Raw genomic sequence first — 20,969 nt, forward strand, 5'->3', positions numbered from 1 at the left:
TCGTACTGCCTATTGATATGGTCTGCGCCACCCTGTTGTGGCATTCACAAAAAGACACAAAGCTGATCACAAAATAAAACATACAAACATTTTTGTTGTACTACAATTTAACAATTACTGACCTAAAGTAAGCCACGCCAGCGCTCATTGGCACGTTCACTCCGGTCAAGGCATCTATTAATATACTGTGAATATGACCCTATGAAATATCTGGCTTCTTCTGCTTTAACACTCTCCTTGCTTTTCCCGCTGTGTTCACACGCAGCCGATTTAACCCTATCTGAAGCAGAATACCTGACCGGAAGCCTGTGTATGCTATCGCAACGTATGGCCAAGGATTATATGGCTATTGGTGCGGGTATCCGCCCCGATGAAGCGATGAAAGATCTGGATGAAAGCATTGCCACCTTTGAAGCCCGCTATCAATCACTGATGGAATATTCCGAGAACAACGCTGCTGGCAAATCCATTCAGGCGATTGGTAATGTCTGGGAGCACTACCGCAGTGCCATCATTACCCCGCCAAATCAGGCCAACGCTACCGCCATCATTCAGGAAAGTGAAGAATTGCTGGTTATTTGTGACAAGGCTGTGGCGACCATCGCCCGTCAATCCAACTCACCGATTGCTCATTTGATTGAAGTATCAGAACACGGCACCACCCTGACACAAAAAATTGCCAAGTATTATTTTGCCCTGTACTGGAACGTCGATGGTAAAAACCTGAAGCAGGATTTTGATCAGTCGGTCAAAGAATTTGATGATTCCCTTAACTCCCTGACCGACTCAAATGCCAATACATCGGAGATCTCTACAGCGTTAGCCAAGGTGAAATCGCAATGGAAATTCTCCAATTCCGGCTTCAAGCTGGATGAACAGGGCCATTTTGTTCCGACCGTGATTTCCGTCACCAGTGAGTCCATCTTTAACAAGATGTCCGCAGTCGCCATCATGTATGAACAGCTGGCGGACTAGCAGACCCAACAGATACACCAGAAACAAGAAAACAGCCTGTCTATGCAGCTACCAGTGATCTGGCAAACCGCGCGTTTGAATCAGCGCGGCCAGATCCATGGTCAGGGCAATCGCCACGTGCACCGCCACTCCTCCCCAGATCGAGCGTGACATCAAGGCCAGGATGCCCAGAAAAAAACCGAATAAAATAGCGCCCAACGACTCTGGCCAGAGCTTCGGAAAATGCAGCATCAAGTAAGGCAAGCACATCACCGCTACCGACAGGCTACCAAACTGACGCCGCAACCCATTCACCAAATAGCCACGAAAAAAGAACTCCACCGCCACAAACTGCGTAATATAAATCAGCTCCCAGGACAGCAAATCCAGGCCGCTACGATGCGCCTGCTGGTAAAAAGGATAATGCCTGGAAAAGTCATCCCCAAAACTGGCGATCACAGCAAACCCCATAATCGGTAACGCCAGAAACAGATAACCAGGCCAGTGCTTGTGTACCTCACCCCATTGCCAGCCATACTGTCCCAATCGCTGTTTGAATAGCCACTTGATGGTCAGCATCGGTATCACGATAAAACCAACAAGGTGGATGCCTCCCCACCAGCAATAGCCATACAGCGACCGATATTGGCTGCGCATAAAATCGTTGATCCAGCGCCCGTCAGCCGACCAGCCAGCATCCAGCCAACGGATCAAGGCTTCCAGATTCGAACTGTATTTACCGTAATGCACCAAGGTCAGACACAGACAGGCAATGCCCACGACCATCCAGACCCGATGCCGTTCGTACTGATGATCAGACAAGGTATACGCTGCTTTTTCCGCCCTCACCTCATCATCAATACAGTCCAGCTGTTGCCACACAAAACCCGGTGTTAACCAGCGCCATACCGTCACGGAGTACCCCTTATTAAACGGCATATAAATATGCCTCAGGCAGTGATCATACAGAACAGGCAGCTGGCATTCGCCGGGCTAACGCATTTCGAACATCTCCTGATGGAATTGGTCCCTGGGCATACCGGCAGCACTCAGATCACGCTTGAGTTGCTGACCAAATACCGATGGGCCACAGAACCAGACACTCGCCTGCCGCCACGTCGGCAGCTCCGCCATGATCTGCGCGGTGGTCAGACGCTGGTGCTGGCCAGACAAGACCAGATGTAATGTAACACCAGCCTGATCAGCAGCAGCTTGCAGCTGCTCGAGAGCGTCACTATTGATTTCGGCCACCGCATAATACAGGTCAATCTGCTGTGAACCGGGCTGCTGCTGTAATTGCTGCATGCGGGCAATAAAAGGCGTGATACCAATCCCCCCACCAATCCAGATCTGATGCGTAGCGCTATCCTCAAAATTGAAACAACCATACGGCCCCTGCACCGAGACCGCCGTACCGGGAGCAAGCTCATCCAGCATACGGGCCGTGTAATCTCCCAACGCTTTACTGATAAACACCAACACCGGAGCCGCCGGATTCCAGGCCGATGCAATGGTGAAAGGATGAGGTTCTTCATCAGCGCAGGTTTTCAAAAAGGCAAACTGCCCCGCTTGATGACCCGGCCAGCCACGCTCAGGACGAATACGGGTAGCTATCGACTGCATCTCCGGATAACGAGTCACTTCCTCCACCTGGCCAGCCACCGTGCGGCTTTTGCCGACCCGGCCTGCCAGAATCCACAAGGCAGCGGCCGTTCCTGCCAACATCAACACAGCCAGTAACCAGCCAATCGGTTGTGACCAGTAATCGAACTCCACCAATACCACCGCATGAAAAACCAGAGCCAGATACGCTACCGCAATCAGGGTGTGCGTTTTTTTGAACCAGTGATAGGGAAAGCGCTTGATCAACGCCAGCACCATCAACAACGCCGCACCATAAAACGCCCATTCGCCAACATCCTTGGCCAGACTGCGCACACTACGGAATATTCCTTCAATCAGCCCGTACACCTGTTCCGGTTTTGGCCCGCGCTCCGGTCGTTCCAGCCAGCCCCAGCCCACCATCCATTTGGTTCCCTTGGCAAACCACCAATGCAAGACTGAGGCGACCAATGCCGTGATACCCAGCCACTTGTGTAGCCGATACATCTTGTCCAGGCCATTCAGGTGGACTTCCAGCCAAGCAGAACGGGCGGCCAGTATCATGGCCAGGCTCATAACGGTAATCGCGATAACGCCGCTGTACTGGTTAAATACATGGCGAAAGGAAAAATAGGTAAAAGGATCAGGCAGCAGAGTATCGGCTAACAACCACAACAGGGTCGTGGTCAATAGCAAGCCGATATACAGGCGTGTAGCGGATTTCATAGAGGTTTCCATACTCAGTCAATTCAGATCAACATGTACAGCGGGTTGATAACCAGCTTATGTCTATCGGTGAATTCTGTACGAACAAAGGTTAATAAAGCGTTAACAAAACTCTGAAAGTCAGAAATTAACGGCCCAAACTTAAACCTCTTGAGTACAACTGGAAACCACTTTGACTAAAAACATACCACTGGCGACTCAATCAACCTGACCAGCCACCAGCCACCAGCCTAAAAAGGCTAGTCAACCGCCTCGGAGCGTCGTAAGACTTCCTGTATCACCCGAGTCAATGCGGCCTCTGGCTGACCGCCAGACACCAGATAGCTACTATTAAAAATCATCGCCGGCACCGAACTGATGCCCTGTTGCTGCCAATATTGCTCCGCATCCAGCACGTCTTCAGCATACTGATTACTTTCCAGCACGCTACGCGCAGCTTCAGCATCCAACCCCACCTGTTGGGCCAGATCACACAACAATTCAATATCGTCCGGATTCTGGTTATGGCTGAAATACGCCAGCAGCAAGGCTTTTTTTAGCGCCAGCTGAGCATCACCAGCTTGCAACCCAGCCCAGTGTAATAACCGATGCGCCTTGAAAGTATTGTATTTTTTACTGTCGTCCCGAAAATCAAATACAAAACCAACCTCCGCCCCACGAGCAGTAATCTGCGCCTGATTGTCGGCTACCTGTGCGGCAGAAAGACCATATTTTTTTGATAAATATGGCCCGACATACTCACCTTCACTGCCCATGCCCGGCGTCAATTCAAAAGGATGAAAACGAATCGAAACATCCACGTCATCATCCAATGCTTCCAACGCCCGCTCCAGGCTGGCAAGACCAATGGCACACCAGGGACATACCACATCGGACACAAAATCGATCACTAAAGACTGAGACATAACAACTCCTTTATTGGAAACGGTACTTTACCAGCCAGCGCCAACTAGCCCACTTACTAGCCCACTTACTAGCCCACAGGATACAAGATACGATCCTGATAACCGGTCAGGATTTCCATGGTACCGGCCCAATGTGCATCAAACTGACTGTCTCCGCTGTCGATCACCAGCGGTCGGCCTGCCAACGCGGTGATTTTGGTTTTGGTCGATACCAGCAGGATATTGTCACGACCGATACGCGTCAGCACCGTGCGGCTGAACTGCTGATTGCCACGGCCAATAATATGCCCCTGTCCTCCCATCACGCTCAACACCGCCTGACGTTGCGGGTAAACATCCAGCAGTGCCAGAATACCCTGCTCATTCAGGTCACGACCGATCAGCTGACCATCAAGCACGGCGTCTACGCCCAGCAATGTACCGTCCAGCCCCATCTCTGCCAGAATCCCCTGGGTGGTTTTGCCTGAGCCGATCAGATACAAACAGCCATCGTCCATTTCCTGCTGTACCGTGGCCGCGATATCCGCCAGAACCAGTGCTTCCTGCTCCACGCCTCCCTGTTTGACCGCCTGGATAAAATGTCCGGCCATTGGCACTCGCATATCACCATAATGTCGTGCCCGTACCTCACCCTGTCGAAAGGCGTCTTCATCCAGGTCCCGTACTTCCGCTTCACGGATATCCACCAGCCCGCCGTTCACCAGCTGGCAAATCACCTCTGCACTGGCCACCGGTGTAATGCCGTATACCCCGGAGTGGATCTTGACCCCGGCGGGAATACCCAGCACTGGCAACTGATCAGCCACCACGCTACAAATATCTCTGGCGGTACCATCTCCGCCAGCAAACAACAGGACATCGAGAGCTTCATCCAGCATTAGTCGCGCCGCGCTCAGAGTATCGTCACGAGTGCTCTGACGGCCGTCAGTTGACGGCAGATCCAGCAGCGAACAAGTCAGCCCGGCTTGTGCCAGCCAGGTCGCTCCCATATCCCCAGGGCAGCTGACAAACTGGCACTGATCCTTCAGCGGAGCCAGTCGCTGCAGAGTCTGCAACGTCCGTAATCCGGCCTTTTTTTCAGCCCCCAATGCCAGCGCCTGGGCAATAGTCTCCGCACCATCACTGCCTTTCAGACCCACCGACCCACCGATTCCAGCCAATGGATTGACAATCAAGCCCAGTCGAATCATATCGTTCCCGTTGCGGTAAAAGTCATGATTATAACCAGTCCGTCAGCTTGATACCGACTCCCAGCCGCTCCTGCCAGTGGTTGTAGTCAATCAGGCTGTCGCCATAACCATTAAAATACTGCACAAAGCCCTTGAGCTTGCGCGTCAGAGGAAACGTAAAATCCATTTCGACGGCACCACGATTGTTTGTGGTATCCAGATTGTTACGCAACATAATGCCCACGGAGCGCTGACCATAAACCCGCATATAACGCAGCTCGCCATATCCCAGATAATCTTCAATATCCGGGTTATCGTTATCGGATGGATCATACGGATCGGCTTGCTTGCCTTCAGGGATACGCCACCAAACCTTGCCCATCCAGATTCCATGCGAAAAAGCGGATGCCCCTTCAAGAATAACCCGGTTCCAGCTACGGGATAACGAACTGGTCTGACCGTTGGACTGGTGATTCAAACCAATACCCACACGATCCAGCCAGTCAATACCCGGCTGCCAAGAGTAGATAATCTCTGGTTCGTGGTTGGTTTCCCGAAAGGGTCTGGAAATATCGGAGTTATAGGCCTGCCAGTAAGAGCGGTTGGTATAGGCGACTTCAAGTCGATCAAGCTTGGTCAGAATCCCTTCCAGCAATTCGTACTTGATGCTGAACTGCATCACCACTTCCACATGATCAAAGCCCCCGTCATACGATGTATCATCGGCAGAATAATGCTCGAACAGGCGTTCGACCTCCTGATTGTTCGGGCTGCTCTGATAGGTGAGTGGCATCACATAATTAGGCCGATGAGGTAACAACACATGAGGACTGTTCGCTGCCAAGGCTTCGACCTGACGTTTACGTATCATCTGCGGATAATATTTCTGGATCGCCGGCTTGAATTCATCCGGCGAGATCATCTCGACGTCTACGGTTTCTGTTTTCAGGGGTTCATCTTCCAGCCACGGAGTCTCCTGCTGGTCATTTAACTCATCCCGCCATAACCGGGACGCGCTGATGGACTCCTCAGGCTTGTCTGCCAGCTCCGTGCCGGCAACCTCAGCCGATGGACTCACCACGGTTTCAGCAGCCAGACGGGCACTGCCCAGCAACATCACCAGCAACATCACCAGCAACATCACCAGCAACAGCCCACGGGCCAACGTTCGCCAACAGCAAAATATACCAACAGGGAGGATTGTTATCACAGGCACGACCACGAGAAAGTAGAGACTGCTACAGGATAGTTCAGCCACTCCCCCTTCTCCATGATTCTTCATGACGGACGGACACCACCTGCCATCTGCACCTGCCACAATTCGCTCACACCGGTGCCATTACCGCTTTTTTCACTGGCCACTGGGCCGCCACAACACACGCCAGCACCACCACCATGCCCAGCAACTGGGTCGGAGTCATCGTTTCCCCCATCAACATCAGACCACACAGCACGGCGACCAGTGGATTCAATAAACCAAGAAAACTCAAACGCTCCACCGGAATATGCCCCATGGCCCGAAACCAGCAGAAATAACCGACGCCCATCCCAAGCGGCCCGATCCAGCCCATCGCCAACACCGCCGGTAAGGTGATCTCTGGCAACGGTGCAGCAGTCATGAACGCCAACACGGTCAAACTCACGCCAGAAAACAGGAATTGGCCGGTCGCCATTGCCAAGGGCGCAATACCAGCTCCCAGCACGGGAATCAGCAAAATACCAATCGACATCGACAACCCCGCCAGCAACGCATACATCACCCCTAGCCAGTTCAGCGGTTCCGGAGCCTGCCACACCAGCAGCGCCACACCCGCAACACCACCGACCGCCGCCAGCAACTGCCTCAGTGCCGGTGCTCGCCCTTGCAGCCAACGAATCAGCAATATTTGTAGCGGTACCGTCGACACCAATGTCGCCGCCACGCCACCGGGTAACAGCTGGATCGCTTTAAACAGCAAGACGGTAAACAGGGCGATATTAAACGTGCCCAAGACCACCACCTGACGCCAGCGCAGCAACAAAGGGGCAATACGAATAAATGGCAATAACATCACGCCGGGTAATAACGTACGCAAAGCCGACAACCAGATTGGGTCCACCTCGCTTAGCCAGTGTTGTGTAACGGAGTACGTCGTGCCCCACAGCAGTGGAGCAATCAAGGCAATAAGGCCGTACTTCAACATAAACACAGGTTCCCGAATGAATCAGCTTTGAATTTATCTTCAAATAAAGATATTTCAGGTAAAGATACTTTACCCACCCCTCGCTGTCGACTATCTTCACCACAGGCAGCAAAATAAGCCGTCTGTTATCTTCTTTACCGACTGTCCGGCTGCACGCCGAGGAATCACCATGAGCCACCCCGATCACGTCGATTTTATTGCCAGCCAATGGGCCACAGAAAAGCCCGACCTCGATACCGGCCCGATGCAGCTGATGGGACGCTTTTACCGGCTCAGTCATTTACTTCGTCAGGAAATCAATGACAGCCATAAACAATCCGGCTTAAACGCGGGAGAATTTGATGTATTGGCGACCCTGCTGCGCAGTGGTGAACCCTGGACACTAACCCCCACCAAGCTGTTCCAGAGTGCCATGCTGACTTCTGGGGCCATGACCAATCGCCTGAATCGACTGGAAAAAGCCAAACTGATCCAGCGCCTGCCCAGTGAGCAGGACCGCCGCTCACTGCTGGTACAGCTGACCGAACAAGGCAAGATAGTCACAGAAAAGGCACTCAAGGGTCACGCTGCCACAATGAAGCGACTGACCGGCCTGCTGCAGGAAGACGAACAACAACAGCTCAACGCCTTACTGCGTCAATGGCTGGCCTGTTATCAACAGACGCAAAAAAGCCCGGATCGACAAGCCGAACCGGGCCAACAGCCAGAAGCGGGGGAGCAGTCTGAAAACGTTGTCGAGCCTTGAGAAAATTCGCTATTTTTCCACAAATGCCCGTTCGATAACAAAGTGCCCTGCTTTACCAGCACGGGCTTCTTCAAATCCCAATCCTTCCAGAATGCTGGTCAAATCATTCAGCATTGCCGGACTGCCACACAGCATAAAACGGTCGGTTTCCGGGTCAGGAGCTGGCAGACCAATATCCTCAAATAACTTCCCGGATGTAATCAGATCCGTCAGCCGCCCCTGGTTACGGAAAGCCTCACGGGTCACCGTGGGGTAATAAATCAGCTGATTACGAATTTCTTCACCAAAATATTCATTTTGGGGCAGCTCATTTTCAATCCGGTCTTTGTACGCCAGCTCACTTACCTGCCGCACCCCATGTGTCAAAATCACCTTATCGAACTGCTGATAAACCTCGTAATCCTTGATAATGCTCATAAACGGCGCCAACCCGGTGCCGGTGCTCAGCAAATACAGGTTCTTGCCTGGCAAGAGGTTATCCGCAATCAGGGTGCCGACCGGCTTGGTCCCCACCAGCAGCTCATCCCCCACCGCCAGCTTTTGCAGGTGCTGAGTCAGCGGGCCGTCTTGCACCTTGATGGAGAAAAATTCCATCTCATCTTCATAATTGGCACTGGCAATACTGTACGCCCGCAATAGCGGCTTATCTTCAATTTCCAGACCGATCATAGTGAAGTGACCATTCTTGAAACGTAGCCCTTGATGACGCGTGGTGGTAAAACTGAACAATGTTTCATTCCAGTGGTGCACGCTGGTGACGGTTTCCTTGATCAGTTTACTCATGATGACTCTCTCGCGATAAATGGCGTTGGCTGCACGGGTACAAACCACCCGTTGTGCATTAATTGATGGTCACACTGTACTGCCAGCCCACTTTTCGGTAAAACAAGGAGTTCAAATATCTATAATCGGAAATACCGAAGATGAGATACACCCTGCGTCAGCTGGAAGTATTTATAGCCATTGCCCAGAGCGGTAATCTCACCCGCGCTGCCGATCACCTGGCGATGTCCCAAAGCGCCGCATCCAGTGCCCTGAAAGACCTAGAGTCCCAGTTTGACCTCAAACTGTTCGACCGGGTTGGCAAACGCTTGCAACTGAATGAACAAGGGCGGTTGCTGCTACCCGAAGCCATGGCACTCGCAGAGCAGGCCATGGCGCTGCAAAACAAATTACTGCAACACCAGGGCACCGGCAAATTACGGGTCGGCGCCACCCTGACCATCGGCAACTACCTCGCGGTCCGCATGGTCGCCGATTATATGCAGCAACACCCGGAAGCCGAAGTCACCCTCACCGTCGACAACACCGAACACATCGTCAACAAGGTACTGAATTTTGAACTGGATATCGGCCTGATCGAAGGGGAAATCAACCAGCCCGAACTGGATATCCGCCGCTGGCAAACCGATGAACTGGTCGTGTTTTGCCACCCATCCCACCCTCTCGCCCAGGGAGAACAGGCCGAAGATAACCAGCTGCAACAAGCACGCTGGATTCTGCGAGAAGAAGGCTCTGGCACCCGGCAAGCATTTGACCGCGGAATGTACGGCTTGCTGCCCCATCTGAACATTGCCATGGAGCTGGAACACACGGAAGCCATTAAACGGGCGGTTCAGGCTGGCTTGGGCATCAGTTGTTTATCGCGTATTGCACTGCAAGATAATTTTCGCCGTGGCGACCTTTGCGAAGTCAGTACTCCCCAACGGGACTTTGGCCGCAACCTGTACATCGTATTGCACAAAAAGAAATTCAGAACCGCCGGACTGACTGCCTGGCTGGCACTGTGTGATGCAGCCCTTGACTGACCTTCAAGCCCTATTCAGTCAAGCCATTGGCTGGCTTCGTTAATAACCACCTGCATCCGGCGGGGCAGCACTTTCTGACGTGCGACACACAGATACAGTGTTTCACTCACCGGGTTCGGCAGCGGCTGCACCTTGAGTAAATCTGGCCGATGGAACGCTTCCACCGCATACGCTGGCAACACAGTAAAACCCAACCCCAGACTGACCGGCTCCAGAATCAGACCAATCTGATTGGAAAACCCCTGTTTGGGTATCAGCTGGCTGTGCTGGTACTCCGTGTAATTGGCCCCCAGCAGTAAATCCGCATGATGACAGCCATCCGGGTGATCGATAAATCCCAACGCCATCAAGGATTCCCAGCTCGGCTCAAGCAAGGCCGACGGCGTTACCAGCCATAACGGCTCCTCGGCGATGGCCTGGCAACGAACATCGGTCAGACTGGACTTTGAGGTCATCAACCCGATATCCGCACTGCCATCGGCAATGGCCTGCTCCACATCCGCATTAGGGGCAAAGCGATAGTCAATCACCAGCTTGGGATGCGTGCATTGCAAAGCCAGTAACTGAGGATACAGTTTCAGGCCAACACTGCCCGGCGACATGACTCTTACCCCGCCTTCATAAGCCGGGTCTGCAGCAACTCGCTGCTGCAGATTTGCCAGCGCCAGTAAAATCTCGCGCGCTTCGCGGTACAGCCGTTCACCCGCATCAGAAAGCGAAAACTGCTTGCCCTGTCTCTGCAGTAATTCCACCCCCAGTTGCTCTTCCAGTTTGTGTACCTGCTGACTGACACCCGATTGTGTCATGTGCAGCTTCTCGGCCGTGCGGGTAAAGTGCCCTACCTCGACAAGAGTACAAAAAGTGCGTAGCCAGGTCGGATTAATCATTACAAAAAATAACCATTTTGATCATATTTGATAATTTTACGTAATCATTATGGCTTTGTAACCTGTGCTCAGACTCAATACAGGAGCACACTTTATGAGCAAGGTTTACCCGCGCAATTTTTCACACATTGGGATCTCGGTACCGGATCTGGATGCCGCCGTTAAGTTTTACACCGAGGTGATGGGCTGGTATCTCATCATGCAACCCACCGATATAAAAGAAGACGACAGCGCCATCGGTGACATGTGCACCGACGTATTCGGTGCAGGCTGGGGCAGCTTCCGTATTGCTCACCTGTCGACCGGCGATCGGGTTGGTGTGGAGATTTTCCAGTTCAACAACCAGCGTAACCCGGACAACAACTTTGAATACTGGAAAACCGGCGTTTTCCACTTCTGCGTACAAGATCCGAATGTAGAAGAACTGGCTGAGCGTATTGTCGCCGCCGGCGGTAAAAAACGTATGGCAAAACCACGCTACTATTATCCAGGAGAGAAGCCTTACCGCATGATGTATATGGAAGACCCGTTCGGCAATATTCTGGAAATCTACAGCCACAGCTATGAACTGATTTACAGCGCTGGTGCTTACTGAACCGCCGCTTGTGACAATGCGCCCAGTACACCGGATAGCTTACCGATAAGCGTATCACAGCCCGTTATATGATGACATTTCTTCAAGTATTCCGGGTTGTAATACAACAGCCAGACCTTGTGGTCGGCATCCTCGACGATTAACACTTTCTGCGGTCAATCAATCACCATATGACGCAGCCACCAATAGCAGGCTGATTGAAACTGATTTAATCATATTGATAAGCCCTGTTAAGCCATCGATAACATGGCATGTTCTTTTCCTGGCCCTCCACTGTTAGGTTTTAACGTAAATTTTTCATCTGAAAATTATGCTGACAAAGAGCTTTGAACACCCTCTGCGCTCAAGCAAACGTAAAAAGCTGAAGGTATCGTCATTGGAAGCCAAGAAACAGACTTTACAGGCAAGCATTCGGGCCAAGGTCGAACATCCGTTCAAGGTGATCAAACAGGTCTTTGGATATAACAAGGTTCGATATCGAGGACTGCTCAAGAATACGGAGCGCTTGATGACACTGGCGGGTTTTGCGAATTTACTGAGGGTTCAGAAAGCACTGCTGGATTGAAGCAGGTCAATAGCCCGACCATGTGGCTATCACCCATAAAAATGGGAATGCTGAACTGTATTCGGTCGTTTTAAATGACTGATTTGACGTAGATACAAGCAATCGAAAGGCTTTTGCAGAGCTTCCCTAGCCTTATTTATATGGAGGGGTCGGGGGAATCGAACCCCCATGGCGTGCTCCCAGGCAGACTACAAAAGTATTTTTGGCTGCGACTCGCTCGAAATAGAATCTACCACCAGGCCCCCAGAAACGCCACGATTCCACTTTTTACGTTTTTCATAATATTGCTATTACTATTGCTCTTCATATCTACTTTCTCCTGTTCCAAAGTTACCAAAGGGGCAGTTGATAGTTCTATTTCGAGCGACGCATCGACCTCGATACTTACTGTAATCCATACTCCCAAGTCGTTTTCAGTTTGGTGAACCAAACTCTAAATTCTGTGATTGTGAACATCTAACAGTTCTATTTCTGAGCATGCACGTTTTATCGGTGGTTAATTTTTTTAAGATATCATTTAATACTTTGATTTTATTAATCATTTAATTATCTGCCAAATCGTCCCTGCCCGTCTAAACGCGCATGCGCATTTTCCCATCCTTGATGGCACGCAAAGCACTTTCTCCGATACGCTAATGCCTCTTACTTCAGCCATCTACGCTAACAGCTGATGGAAAAACAATCAATTAACTCTGACAAAACGCGCACGTTTTTACGTGTATGGCCACATCACAGCTCGTTATATGATGGTGCTTCTTCAAGTATTCCGGGTTGTAATACAACAGCCAGGCCTTGTTGCGATTAATACTTTCTGCGGTCAATCAATCGCTATGCCTTGGCCACATTGCATCAACAGTGTCCCGACTTTTGGAGGTCGGCGGTCCAGCGACTTGTTATATCCTGCCTGCCGCCAGTACCAAGAACGCCCCGCCAGCTAACAGACAGAAAGGCGAAAACAGCCGGCTGTCATACGTTGCGAACTTCGAGCCATTCACTCGCTTGAAGAAACCAACAGGCTTGACGCCCGCAGGGCGAGTATGCCTCCGACTGCGAAGCCGAGAAGGACATCATAAGGAGTGATTGCCCAATACCAATACAGCGCTGCCAATCCGATAAACGATAGAAGGAGAATGATCGCTATGGTTTCCATAGCTCCCGGCATGGGATATAACGCCCAAATCAGCCGCGCAGTTTACTGTGTCGTTTGCATTTGCTGGTTATGCTCATTGGAATTTTCGATTTTCTTATTTACTTCGAGTTTCACCATATCACCTTCAATTTTTTGAATTGGTTTATTTCTTACGCAAATAAGCTTTGTTTCCGTTGCTAATTGGCAGGTGCCAATATACAAATCATTATGATGACCTGAGTATTGGCAATCTTGAGATTTTTCTTTCGCTTGGCAAGCTTCTATCGCCATACTGTTGAGTGGAAGTGAATGTGCATAAGCCCAGGAACACATCGCATTGGATAACAACAAAATAGAGATGCTGAATAAATTGTTTTTCATCAAATCAACCTCATTTATTAGTGTTGTTTTTCATGTGGAGGTGGTGGACGTTGACCATCGCGAGGGCCGCCTTCAGGCAGGACAAACTCACCTCGTATACAACCAATAATCATATTTTCACTAGGGCTGGCGGCACGATAGTGGTATCCACGGACAGAGTCGCTCGTGCCGCGACATTCATCGAGCGATTCAGCCTCATTACCCAGGGCATCAAGCATAGCGTAAATAGCATAGCCATCAGGCGCATAACCGATCAGTGGCGCATATCCGTCATCACTAACCGGCGTATCGGTACAACCTGTTGTTGAATGATAATGATACCCTTGATGTGCATTGATGTGGCCACCGCAATCATCAAAGGCAGCAATGGTGTAGCTTCCTAAAATAGCATCAACCGGAGCAGGCCCTGCAAGCTCAGCTCCATCAAGTGCAATACCTACGGTTCGAACACGTTCAGGCTTGGCAGCCTGGATAGGCTGGGTAGGAATCAGATATGTGCGTGAAAAATCATCATCAAGGTAAGCCAATTCACACTCGATACAGTTTTGTTTGTATTGTTCCTCTACATCGGGCTTTGCAGCCCCAAAACACGCCTCTTTTGTCGCGGTATAACGTACTTTACCTGTCTCTGGATCATAGAGTTTCCAATTAGGGTCATCATAATAGCTTGCCAGATTGGCAATAAATTCCCCGCTTAAATCAACCAGATCCCCGGCTCCATCTTTACTAAACCAGCCACCCGATACATCAGCCCCATCAGTGATATTTCTTGGGCAAAAATCACCAGGCTCACGCCCTGCGGGGCCACCTGATGAGACTAACTTGTAACAAGTGGTTTTGGTGCCAGCGTTTGTTTCGCAATCGACTATTTCAGGATTTTTAATAAATGCTTCATCTTTAAATAAAGAAATATCCAGACCTTGCGTCATTATGGTCTTTTCATTATTTAAATCTGAATTCTCGGTCTCTATAGAGGAACGGTCACATGCAACCAATAAGAAAGTACAAGCAAAAGGCAAGGCTATATATTGGCTAAGCCTTGAGGTGTTTATAAATTTCATTCCGTTACTCCTGGTATTTCTTTACCGTTTGAGGCTAGCATGTGCAACGCTGTTGGCGGCATAACGCAGAGCACAGCAACACCCTGACAAGGGCGTCCGAAGGCCTGACTTTCCCGCGTATTTCTGCGGTTTGTTATACAGCCTGCTCATCTGATGGTCCGACCCAAAACAGCAGATTATACGCTACTTCCCAGAGATAACTGTCAGGATAAGCAAAGTACCTGCGCCACCCCAATCTGTTTTCTGGGATGGTTTGGTCACAACGGCCCCGGCTGATACAGCCGGGGCCATAAACTACACAGCAGCCCGAGCAAATATTGCTAAAACCATGGAAAGGGGCTGTAACGACTACTCACCCATGATTATTACCAGAAAGAGTGAGACACCTGTGGTTATGTTCTCCCTCGAAGACTACCAAGCCATCAAGGATGGCAGCCTACCTTACTACGCTCTTCTGCAAACGCGAGATATCTAGCTTAAGCTTTTTGTTATGTGTTTTTTTTAAAATAATCAATAGTTAACTTCAACCCTTTATAAAATGATATTTTTGGTTCCCAACCAATAACTTTCTTAGCTTTACTTAAGTCTGGCTTCCTAACCTTAGGGTCTCCATCAGGTAATGGATAATCTTTAAAGTTGCAATCCCTCTCCGTAAGTTCAGAAATAATTTCTGCTACGAAATTTACTGTCACTTCATTGTTATTCCCAATATTAACAAACACAAAATCACTACTTTCTAAAATCATTAATTCCTCTAAACCACGAATGGTATCATCAACATAGCAAAACGATCTGGTTTGCTCTCCAGAGCCATAAATTGTCAATGGATTATCTTTCAACGCCTGGCAAATAAAGTTTGAAATTACTCTACCGTCATTTTCAGCCATGTGTGGACCATAAGTATTAAATAGCCTAGCAATCCTAACATCCACTCCTTTACGGTGATATTCAAAACATAATGTTTCGGCCACTCTTTTTCCTTCATCATAACATGCTCTAACTGATAACGTGCTTACATTTCCATTATAATTTTCACACTGGGGTGATTCTAATGGATCACCATAAACTTCAGAAGTTGAGGAAACAACAACTTTTGAACCATATTCATATGCATATTCAAGAATTTTCTGAGTTCCTTTATAGCAAACATCTAGGGTATTTATAGGATCGTCTTGATAATGAGAAGGAGAGGCAGGGCATGCTAAGTGGTATATTTCATCCTGCCTTTCCAAAGTAGAAAGATCAAAAAGCAATATATCATCTTTAATAAATTTAATATCTTGACCTTTAATATTATCCTCAAACCCTGACTTCAAATTATCTATTACAGTAATTTCAACCGAGTTATTATTGATTTTTCGCAACAAATTGGAGCCAATAAACCCAGCACCTCAGTGATCAAAATCCTTTTCATTTAATGCCACCTTTTGCATATCCATAACGCATTGCCAAAAATTGAATAACGGCAAGAAGTACGTTGAAAAATGAAATTTTCTTAGGGAAGAAAAATGTCGGCAATAAATCCAAATTATACTTTATTGCTAATTGTTTATTACCTCTACCATATCGTTTAAATCTTTTAACAAATCCTGCTACCCCATCATCAAATTCATGTCGGGTTACACTATTGAACTGGTAATCTAGCTCACCTATTTCCAACAACCTAAAGGCGATATCTATATCTTCTCCTCCAGCTTGTTTAAAATTACTATCAAAACCACCAACAAAATCTATAGCACTTTTTTGAATCAAACAGTTTGCTGTAACAAGATAGTCTGGGCGTACTGTTTCAGCATATTTTGCCTCAGGTGGGATAAGGGTTTCTTGGGTTCTATAATATTTTGAAAGTATGTCATTTGATACTATTTCTATCCCACCAGCATAAGCTATTACTTTGTTATCAGTTCTACAATATCCAGAAATAGAGCTTTCTGTTGGAATACAGTCTGAGTCAGTAAATAGAATCCATTGGCCTTTTGATATTTCCACTCCTTTATTTCTGGCAGAAGCAGGACCCACCGGCTTACATTTAGACAGCCTCAACTTTACAGGATAATTTCTAGATATTTCAATCGGTAGACCAGAGTTATTATCAATAATTATAATTTCTAAAGGATAAAACTCCTTTGGCGTTATTTCTTCAAAGATATGTAAAAATCTAGAAATTCCAAACTGGTTGTTTTTTACAGGAATCACAATACTAATTTCATTCGCATTGATAAATTCCTTGACTGGAATTGGAGATTTTTTTTTAGGTGCATACCCCAGTGTACTCAGAAGTGTCATAAATATCCCTTTTACACATAACGCCGACAACACAGGCAGTCGAAGCGTAGGCCGTCCAGTATAATACGATTTTTACATTGCAAAATTGTTCTGGCCTTGTTATAAAATTTTGTAAACAGCAATAATTTTTTTGGATTTAAATCGCGCTAAATTGGCCGTATTTATGATATATTGAAATGGTATTTTTCGATGCATTAGAGTGGCCAGTAACACCCACAACTGAATTATAGTTGCCTATTTTGGCTTTGACTGATCCAACATCTAAACCTGTAGCTGTTGCTACACCCTTAGAAAGCTCAGTAAGTAACTTTCTTGGAAATTGATTTTCCTCAAGCTGCTTAAATGCGTGTAAGCAACGAAGTTCGTTCTCGTCATTCCATTTTGACCCAGTTTTATATCCTGCCATTATCATATCCCTCCGAAACCTATAGAAGACTTACAACGCCTCAATCAGCCGACGCATCAGCGGTCGGCTACATTGTCTTATTAGATTCTTATAGTCTGGCAAGGTTGTCAAAGAATATTTTTGGCGTCCATCCGTTCGGCAATATTCTGGAAATCTACAGCCACAGCCATGAACTGATTTCCATCGCTGATACTTACTGAACCGCCGCTTGTGACAGTGCGCCCAGTACACCGGATATTTTACCGATGACCGCATCACAGCCCGTTATATGATGACGTTTCTTCAAATATTCCGGATTGTTATAAGACAGCCAGACCTTATTGTCGGCATCCTCTGTGATTAACACTTTCTGCGGTAAATCAATCGCCATGTCCTGGGCGCATTGCATCAGCAGGGTCCCGACTTTTGGATTACCAAAAATAATCACTTCGGTAGGCCTCAGCTCCAGATCAACGCCACGGGCATTTTTCTGATGATCTATCCGGGTAAATAACGTCAGGCCTTTTTGTTTGACGATATGCTCAAACCGGTCGGCGGTTTCAGCGACTGAATAACGGCTTTCATAGCGGACCAGGCTGTCAGTCGCTGCTGCGTCGGCAGCCTGTGTGGTCGTCGAAAATGTCGCAGCCACCAGTAGCAGGCTGATTGAAACTGATTTAATCATGTTGATAGGTCCTGTTAAGCCATCGATAACATGCCATGAGATTATTCACCGGCCAGCTGTTGCAGTACGGCAACCACATCCTCTGGCTCGGCACGTTTGCGGTAGTCGACATCAACAAACTGCCAGGCCACCACCCCATGGCGATCCAGTACAAATGTCGCCGGAATCGGCAAGATGCTGCCATTACCCTTGTTAAGATCGGCCAGATCCAGTTTTCGATCGACCCGCATATGCTCCAGAATGATATCCGGTACTTGCCAGGCCACACCAAACTGAGCAGCCACCAGGGCATCCTGATCCGACAATACCGGAAAGGCCAGGGCACCTCGTTCAGGCTGTGTTAACGACTCATCCGGCATTTGCGGGCTGATTGCGATCAACTCAGCACCCAATCCATGAATGTCTGCCAGCCGAGCCTGCAATGCCCGTAATTCCAGGTTGCAGTAAGGGCACCAGCTGCCCCGGTAAAAGGCGATCACCACCGGCCCGTTGGCCAACATGGCAGCCAGTGAAACAGGTTCACCACTGGCATTGGGCAGGCTGAAATCGGGAGCTGTCTGACCGACGGCAATGGCCTCACAGCCAGCTTCAAAACGCCGGGCGGATTCCAGCACGTCTTCGATCGCTTGCATAAACACAGGATTTGCCTGGCGCGTTTTCTCGATCTGGGCGTCGGTTTGCTGTCTGAGACTGGTCATGGTTTTCCTTTCAAGCTAAAGGGATTGGGCCAGAGTACAGACCACAATGCGTCAGTAAAGTTGAACAATTATTCCAACGGACCATATCAACGGGCCATGGCGCTGTAAATCCAATGCTGTCCGTATCCGCAGGTATGTTAATCCGCCGCCGGGTGTTCACTGCCTAGCGCGGCACAGGGTCGATAAAAAATGTTTCCAGTCCACGGCTATTGGTCTCGCCATCCGCCATATACAGATAACAGCTGATGCGAGCATAATTATCCAGGTCGCCACTGAACAGACAGCTTTCCTTATAGTTCACGCCGTTATCCGTAAACTGGATCTTCAGCACATCGGCATCGCCGCTGAATGACTTTTCAAGCGTTGCATCAGCCAGAACAACCCGGTTATTGATCGCTCGTTTCACCTTCAGAGCACCGTGTTCTTGATAGAGGGTGACTTTTCCGGTGTAAGTGGCATCGGAATTAACCGCCTTGCCGACCAGGGTGTAATGACCAGATAAAAAATCGGCCAGAAAACCAGCGGCAGAATCGATGTCTTTAGCGTAAGAAACCGATGATAAAACAACCAACAATAACCCAATCAATCTATTCATCTGACTCACCTTTCACCTTTACCCTTTTATTAGCCGTTCTATCCGCTGTTCTATCAGCCGTTCTATAAATACCCAACCCCATTCTCTCAGTCACAAGCGGGCTTTAGGGCTTGTTTCCGTTGCTACTGCTTATTGCTTGCTACATCACCCACCGTTTGATCTGGAGCGAGCCTGGCATAAGGCAATAAAAAACGGGAGCCGAGGCTCCCGTTTCTGGTCTTGCGGTCATCCACTACAGACCCTATTACAGCATGCCACGGCCTTTTTTGGCAGCCGTGCGCAGACGCAAGGCGTTGAGCTTGATAAAGCCTGCGGCGTCTTTCTGGTCGTAGGCACCGGCATCGTCTTCGAAGGTAGCGATGGCTTCATCGAACAACGAGCCTTCTGATTGACGGCCAACCACAATAACGTTGCCTTTGTACAGTTTCACCCGTACGTCGCCGTTAACGACGGCTTGAGTGTCGTCGATGGCGGCTTGCAGCATTTTGCGTTCTGGCGACCACCAGTAACCGTTGTAGATCAGGTTGGCGTATTTCGGCATCAACTCGTCTTTCAGGTGCGCCGCTTCACGATCCAGGGTGATGGATTCGATCGCCCGGTGTGCTTTCAGCATGATGGTACCGGCCGGGGTTTCGTAACAGCCACGGGCTTTCATGCCGACGTAGCGGTTTTCAACAATGTCGACACGACCAATGCCGTTATCGCCACCCAGTTTGTTCAGTTCTTCCATAATGGTGGCCGGGGATTTCTCCACGCCATCGATGGCAACCGGGTCACCGTTCTTGAAGGTCAGTGTCAGGTAAGTTGCTTCGTCCGGGGCGTTTTCCGGTGAAACAGACCACAGCCACATGTCTTCTTCCGGCTCGTTCCACGGGTTTTCCAGCAGATCCCCTTCGTAGGAGATGTGCAGCAGGTTGGCATCCATGGAGTATGGGGATTTTTTACCGGCTTTGTTCTCGACCTTGATGTCATGCTCATCACAGTAAGCCATCAGGGTTTCACGGGAAGTCAGTTCCCATTCGCGCCATGGCGCAATTACTTTAACGCCGGGCTTGAGAGCGTAGGCTCCCAGCTCAAAACGCACCTGGTCGTTACCTTTACCGGTTGCGCCGTGGGCAATGGCATCGGCACCGGTTGCGTTGGCGATTTCGATCAAACGTTTGGCGATTAATGGCCGTGCAATCGAAGTGCCCAGCAGGTATTCACCTTCGTAGATGGTGTTGGCGCGGAACATCGGGAAAACGAAGTCACGGGCAAACTCTTCACGCAGATCATCGATAAAGATTTCTTTAATACCAAGCGCTTCTGCTTTGGCGCGCGCAGGCTCTACTTCTTCGCCCTGACCCAGGTCAGCGGTAAAGGTGACGACTTCGCAGTTGTATTCAGTTTGCAGCCATTTGGCGATCACGGATGTATCCAGACCACCAGAATAGGCCAGCACCACTTTTTTGATGTCTGACATGAAATTCTCCAGATGAATTCAGCCTTGGGAAGGCTCCGGCATTTCAATCAGAATGAGGATGAAACGACCGGGAAAAGAAAAGGGCGACATTCTATCGGCCCTGCGCCCTTTTAGCCAGCTGGTGTGATGGTGTCACTGGCTACCCACA

At 49.2% G+C, this 20,969-nt stretch carries 22 protein-coding genes and 1 pseudogene; 6 read left to right on the plus strand and 17 right to left on the minus strand.

The window, feature by feature from the left end; genetic code table 11:
• Positions 1-201 precede the first annotated feature (201 nt).
• Positions 202-975: a type IV pili methyl-accepting chemotaxis transducer N-terminal domain-containing protein gene (locus Q8W22_RS07500; protein WP_303433460.1), complete on the plus strand. Its 774-nt coding sequence runs from the start codon at positions 202-204 to the stop codon at positions 973-975.
• A 48-nt stretch (positions 976-1,023) separates the two neighbouring features.
• Here Q8W22_RS07500 and Q8W22_RS07505 read toward each other — a convergent pair whose 3' ends face one another.
• The 6 genes from Q8W22_RS07505 to Q8W22_RS07530 form a co-directional block, all read right to left on the minus strand.
• A complete protein-coding gene (locus Q8W22_RS07505) occupies positions 1,024-1,893 on the minus strand; it encodes a CPBP family intramembrane glutamic endopeptidase (protein WP_305451958.1) in 870 nt (289 codons plus the stop codon).
• A gap of 54 nt (positions 1,894-1,947) precedes the next feature.
• The gene (locus Q8W22_RS07510; RefSeq protein ID WP_303433464.1) at positions 1,948-3,282 is read right to left on the minus strand and encodes a ferric reductase-like transmembrane domain-containing protein; all 1,335 of its coding nucleotides are present in this window, start codon (positions 3,280-3,282) and stop codon (positions 1,948-1,950) included.
• 239 nt (positions 3,283-3,521) lie between these two features.
• Positions 3,522-4,187: a DsbA family oxidoreductase gene (locus Q8W22_RS07515; RefSeq protein ID WP_305451959.1), complete on the minus strand. Its 666-nt coding sequence runs from the start codon at positions 4,185-4,187 to the stop codon at positions 3,522-3,524.
• Between the two features lie 68 nt (positions 4,188-4,255).
• Entirely contained in the window at positions 4,256-5,377 is a 1,122-nt protein-coding gene (locus Q8W22_RS07520; protein ID WP_305451961.1) for an ATP-NAD kinase family protein, read from the minus strand.
• A 28-nt stretch (positions 5,378-5,405) separates the two neighbouring features.
• The gene (locus Q8W22_RS07525) at positions 5,406-6,521 is read right to left on the minus strand and encodes a phospholipase A (protein ID WP_305451962.1); all 1,116 of its coding nucleotides are present in this window, start codon (positions 6,519-6,521) and stop codon (positions 5,406-5,408) included.
• A gap of 160 nt (positions 6,522-6,681) precedes the next feature.
• Positions 6,682-7,539 carry a DMT family transporter gene (locus Q8W22_RS07530; protein WP_303433473.1) on the minus strand — a complete coding sequence of 286 codons (858 nt, stop codon included), beginning with the start codon at positions 7,537-7,539 and terminating at the stop codon, positions 6,682-6,684.
• Positions 7,540-7,708: 169 nt separating this feature from the next.
• Here Q8W22_RS07530 and Q8W22_RS07535 point away from each other — a divergent pair, with 169 nt between their 5' ends.
• Positions 7,709-8,284, plus strand: a complete 576-nt coding sequence (locus Q8W22_RS07535) for a MarR family winged helix-turn-helix transcriptional regulator (protein WP_305451963.1) — start codon at positions 7,709-7,711, stop codon at positions 8,282-8,284.
• Between the two features lie 9 nt (positions 8,285-8,293).
• On the opposite strand, the gene Q8W22_RS07540 is transcribed toward Q8W22_RS07535, so the two are convergent.
• A complete protein-coding gene (locus Q8W22_RS07540) occupies positions 8,294-9,067 on the minus strand; it encodes a ferredoxin--NADP reductase (RefSeq protein WP_303433476.1) in 774 nt (257 codons plus the stop codon).
• A 140-nt stretch (positions 9,068-9,207) separates the two neighbouring features.
• On the opposite strand from Q8W22_RS07540, the gene Q8W22_RS07545 reads away from it, so the two are divergent.
• Complete coding sequence (locus tag Q8W22_RS07545) at positions 9,208-10,092, plus strand: LysR family transcriptional regulator (protein WP_303433477.1); 885 nt, start codon at positions 9,208-9,210, stop codon at positions 10,090-10,092.
• Between the two features lie 14 nt (positions 10,093-10,106).
• Here Q8W22_RS07545 and Q8W22_RS07550 read toward each other — a convergent pair whose 3' ends face one another.
• Entirely contained in the window at positions 10,107-10,979 is an 873-nt protein-coding gene (locus tag Q8W22_RS07550; protein WP_305451964.1) for a LysR family transcriptional regulator, read from the minus strand.
• Between the two features lie 94 nt (positions 10,980-11,073).
• Here Q8W22_RS07550 and Q8W22_RS07555 point away from each other — a divergent pair, with 94 nt between their 5' ends.
• Together Q8W22_RS07555 and Q8W22_RS07560 are read left to right on the plus strand one after the other, a co-directional pair.
• On the plus strand, positions 11,074-11,574 hold the full coding sequence (locus tag Q8W22_RS07555; RefSeq protein WP_305451965.1) for a lactoylglutathione lyase family protein: 501 nt from the start codon (positions 11,074-11,076) through the stop codon (positions 11,572-11,574).
• 349 nt (positions 11,575-11,923) lie between these two features.
• A pseudogene (locus Q8W22_RS07560) lies at positions 11,924-12,139 on the plus strand (transposase); the annotation flags it as partial.
• 1,192 nt (positions 12,140-13,331) lie between these two features.
• Here the strand turns inward: Q8W22_RS07560 and Q8W22_RS07565 are convergent.
• Positions 13,332-13,649, minus strand: coding sequence for a hypothetical protein (locus Q8W22_RS07565; RefSeq protein WP_305451966.1), 318 nt, complete (start codon positions 13,647-13,649; stop codon positions 13,332-13,334).
• Positions 13,650-13,666: 17 nt separating this feature from the next.
• Positions 13,667-14,710, minus strand: a complete 1,044-nt coding sequence (locus Q8W22_RS07570; protein ID WP_305451967.1) for a YHYH protein — start codon at positions 14,708-14,710, stop codon at positions 13,667-13,669.
• A gap of 328 nt (positions 14,711-15,038) precedes the next feature.
• Between Q8W22_RS07570 and Q8W22_RS07575 the strand changes: the two genes are divergently transcribed.
• Positions 15,039-15,185 carry a hypothetical protein gene (locus Q8W22_RS07575; protein WP_303605155.1) on the plus strand — a complete coding sequence of 49 codons (147 nt, stop codon included), beginning with the start codon at positions 15,039-15,041 and terminating at the stop codon, positions 15,183-15,185.
• A gap of 13 nt (positions 15,186-15,198) precedes the next feature.
• On the opposite strand, the gene Q8W22_RS07580 is transcribed toward Q8W22_RS07575, so the two are convergent.
• From Q8W22_RS07580 to Q8W22_RS07610, 7 genes are all read right to left on the minus strand, one after another.
• Positions 15,199-16,089 (minus strand): NAD-dependent epimerase/dehydratase family protein, encoded by an 891-nt coding sequence (locus tag Q8W22_RS07580; RefSeq protein WP_305451987.1) that lies wholly within the window; start codon positions 16,087-16,089, stop codon positions 15,199-15,201.
• A gap of 31 nt (positions 16,090-16,120) precedes the next feature.
• Positions 16,121-16,996 (minus strand): glycosyltransferase, encoded by an 876-nt coding sequence (locus Q8W22_RS07585; RefSeq protein ID WP_305451968.1) that lies wholly within the window; start codon positions 16,994-16,996, stop codon positions 16,121-16,123.
• Positions 16,997-17,132: 136 nt separating this feature from the next.
• Positions 17,133-17,402: a hypothetical protein gene (locus Q8W22_RS07590; RefSeq protein ID WP_305451969.1), complete on the minus strand. Its 270-nt coding sequence runs from the start codon at positions 17,400-17,402 to the stop codon at positions 17,133-17,135.
• 193 nt (positions 17,403-17,595) lie between these two features.
• Positions 17,596-18,066: a DUF302 domain-containing protein gene (locus tag Q8W22_RS07595; RefSeq protein WP_303433486.1), complete on the minus strand. Its 471-nt coding sequence runs from the start codon at positions 18,064-18,066 to the stop codon at positions 17,596-17,598.
• A gap of 41 nt (positions 18,067-18,107) precedes the next feature.
• On the minus strand, positions 18,108-18,764 hold the full coding sequence (locus tag Q8W22_RS07600) for a peroxiredoxin-like family protein (protein ID WP_305451971.1): 657 nt from the start codon (positions 18,762-18,764) through the stop codon (positions 18,108-18,110).
• Between the two features lie 163 nt (positions 18,765-18,927).
• Positions 18,928-19,359: a hypothetical protein gene (locus Q8W22_RS07605; protein WP_303433490.1), complete on the minus strand. Its 432-nt coding sequence runs from the start codon at positions 19,357-19,359 to the stop codon at positions 18,928-18,930.
• 244 nt (positions 19,360-19,603) lie between these two features.
• Entirely contained in the window at positions 19,604-20,821 is a 1,218-nt protein-coding gene (locus Q8W22_RS07610) for an argininosuccinate synthase (protein WP_303433492.1), read from the minus strand.
• Positions 20,822-20,969 lie beyond the last annotated feature (148 nt).

It is taken from the genome of Oceanobacter sp. 1_MG-2023, assembly GCF_030689025.1.
Lineage (GTDB): Bacteria > Pseudomonadota > Gammaproteobacteria > Pseudomonadales > Oceanobacteraceae > Oceanobacter.

What these genes read in the sequence shown, in the direction of transcription:
- Q8W22_RS07530 (WP_303433473.1), bottom strand. Translation starts at nt 7,539, where the DNA reads ATGTTGAAGTACGGCCTTATTGCCTTGATTGCTCCACTGCTGTGGGGC.
- Q8W22_RS07565 (WP_305451966.1), bottom strand. Translation starts at nt 13,649, where the DNA reads ATGAAAAACAATTTATTCAGCATCTCTATTTTGTTGTTATCCAATGCG.
- Q8W22_RS07600 (WP_305451971.1), bottom strand. Translation starts at nt 18,764, where the DNA reads ATGACCAGTCTCAGACAGCAAACCGACGCCCAGATCGAGAAAACGCGC.
- Q8W22_RS07590 (WP_305451969.1), bottom strand. Translation starts at nt 17,402, where the DNA reads ATGGCAGGATATAAAACTGGGTCAAAATGGAATGACGAGAACGAACTT.
- Q8W22_RS07610 (WP_303433492.1), bottom strand. Translation starts at nt 20,821, where the DNA reads ATGTCAGACATCAAAAAAGTGGTGCTGGCCTATTCTGGTGGTCTGGAT.
- Q8W22_RS07505 (WP_305451958.1), bottom strand. Translation starts at nt 1,893, where the DNA reads ATGCCGTTTAATAAGGGGTACTCCGTGACGGTATGGCGCTGGTTAACA.
- Q8W22_RS07555 (WP_305451965.1), top strand. Translation starts at nt 11,074, where the DNA reads ATGAGCAAGGTTTACCCGCGCAATTTTTCACACATTGGGATCTCGGTA.
- Q8W22_RS07510 (WP_303433464.1), bottom strand. Translation starts at nt 3,282, where the DNA reads ATGAAATCCGCTACACGCCTGTATATCGGCTTGCTATTGACCACGACC.
- Q8W22_RS07570 (WP_305451967.1), bottom strand. Translation starts at nt 14,710, where the DNA reads ATGAAATTTATAAACACCTCAAGGCTTAGCCAATATATAGCCTTGCCT.
- Q8W22_RS07605 (WP_303433490.1), bottom strand. Translation starts at nt 19,359, where the DNA reads ATGAATAGATTGATTGGGTTATTGTTGGTTGTTTTATCATCGGTTTCT.
- Q8W22_RS07585 (WP_305451968.1), bottom strand. Translation starts at nt 16,996, where the DNA reads ATGACACTTCTGAGTACACTGGGGTATGCACCTAAAAAAAAATCTCCA.
- Q8W22_RS07545 (WP_303433477.1), top strand. Translation starts at nt 9,208, where the DNA reads ATGAGATACACCCTGCGTCAGCTGGAAGTATTTATAGCCATTGCCCAG.
- Q8W22_RS07550 (WP_305451964.1), bottom strand. Translation starts at nt 10,979, where the DNA reads ATGATTAATCCGACCTGGCTACGCACTTTTTGTACTCTTGTCGAGGTA.
- Q8W22_RS07515 (WP_305451959.1), bottom strand. Translation starts at nt 4,187, where the DNA reads ATGTCTCAGTCTTTAGTGATCGATTTTGTGTCCGATGTGGTATGTCCC.
- Q8W22_RS07500 (WP_303433460.1), top strand. Translation starts at nt 202, where the DNA reads ATGAAATATCTGGCTTCTTCTGCTTTAACACTCTCCTTGCTTTTCCCG.
- Q8W22_RS07535 (WP_305451963.1), top strand. Translation starts at nt 7,709, where the DNA reads ATGAGCCACCCCGATCACGTCGATTTTATTGCCAGCCAATGGGCCACA.
- Q8W22_RS07520 (WP_305451961.1), bottom strand. Translation starts at nt 5,377, where the DNA reads ATGATTCGACTGGGCTTGATTGTCAATCCATTGGCTGGAATCGGTGGG.
- Q8W22_RS07595 (WP_303433486.1), bottom strand. Translation starts at nt 18,066, where the DNA reads ATGATTAAATCAGTTTCAATCAGCCTGCTACTGGTGGCTGCGACATTT.
- Q8W22_RS07540 (WP_303433476.1), bottom strand. Translation starts at nt 9,067, where the DNA reads ATGAGTAAACTGATCAAGGAAACCGTCACCAGCGTGCACCACTGGAAT.
- Q8W22_RS07575 (WP_303605155.1), top strand. Translation starts at nt 15,039, where the DNA reads ATGGAAAGGGGCTGTAACGACTACTCACCCATGATTATTACCAGAAAG.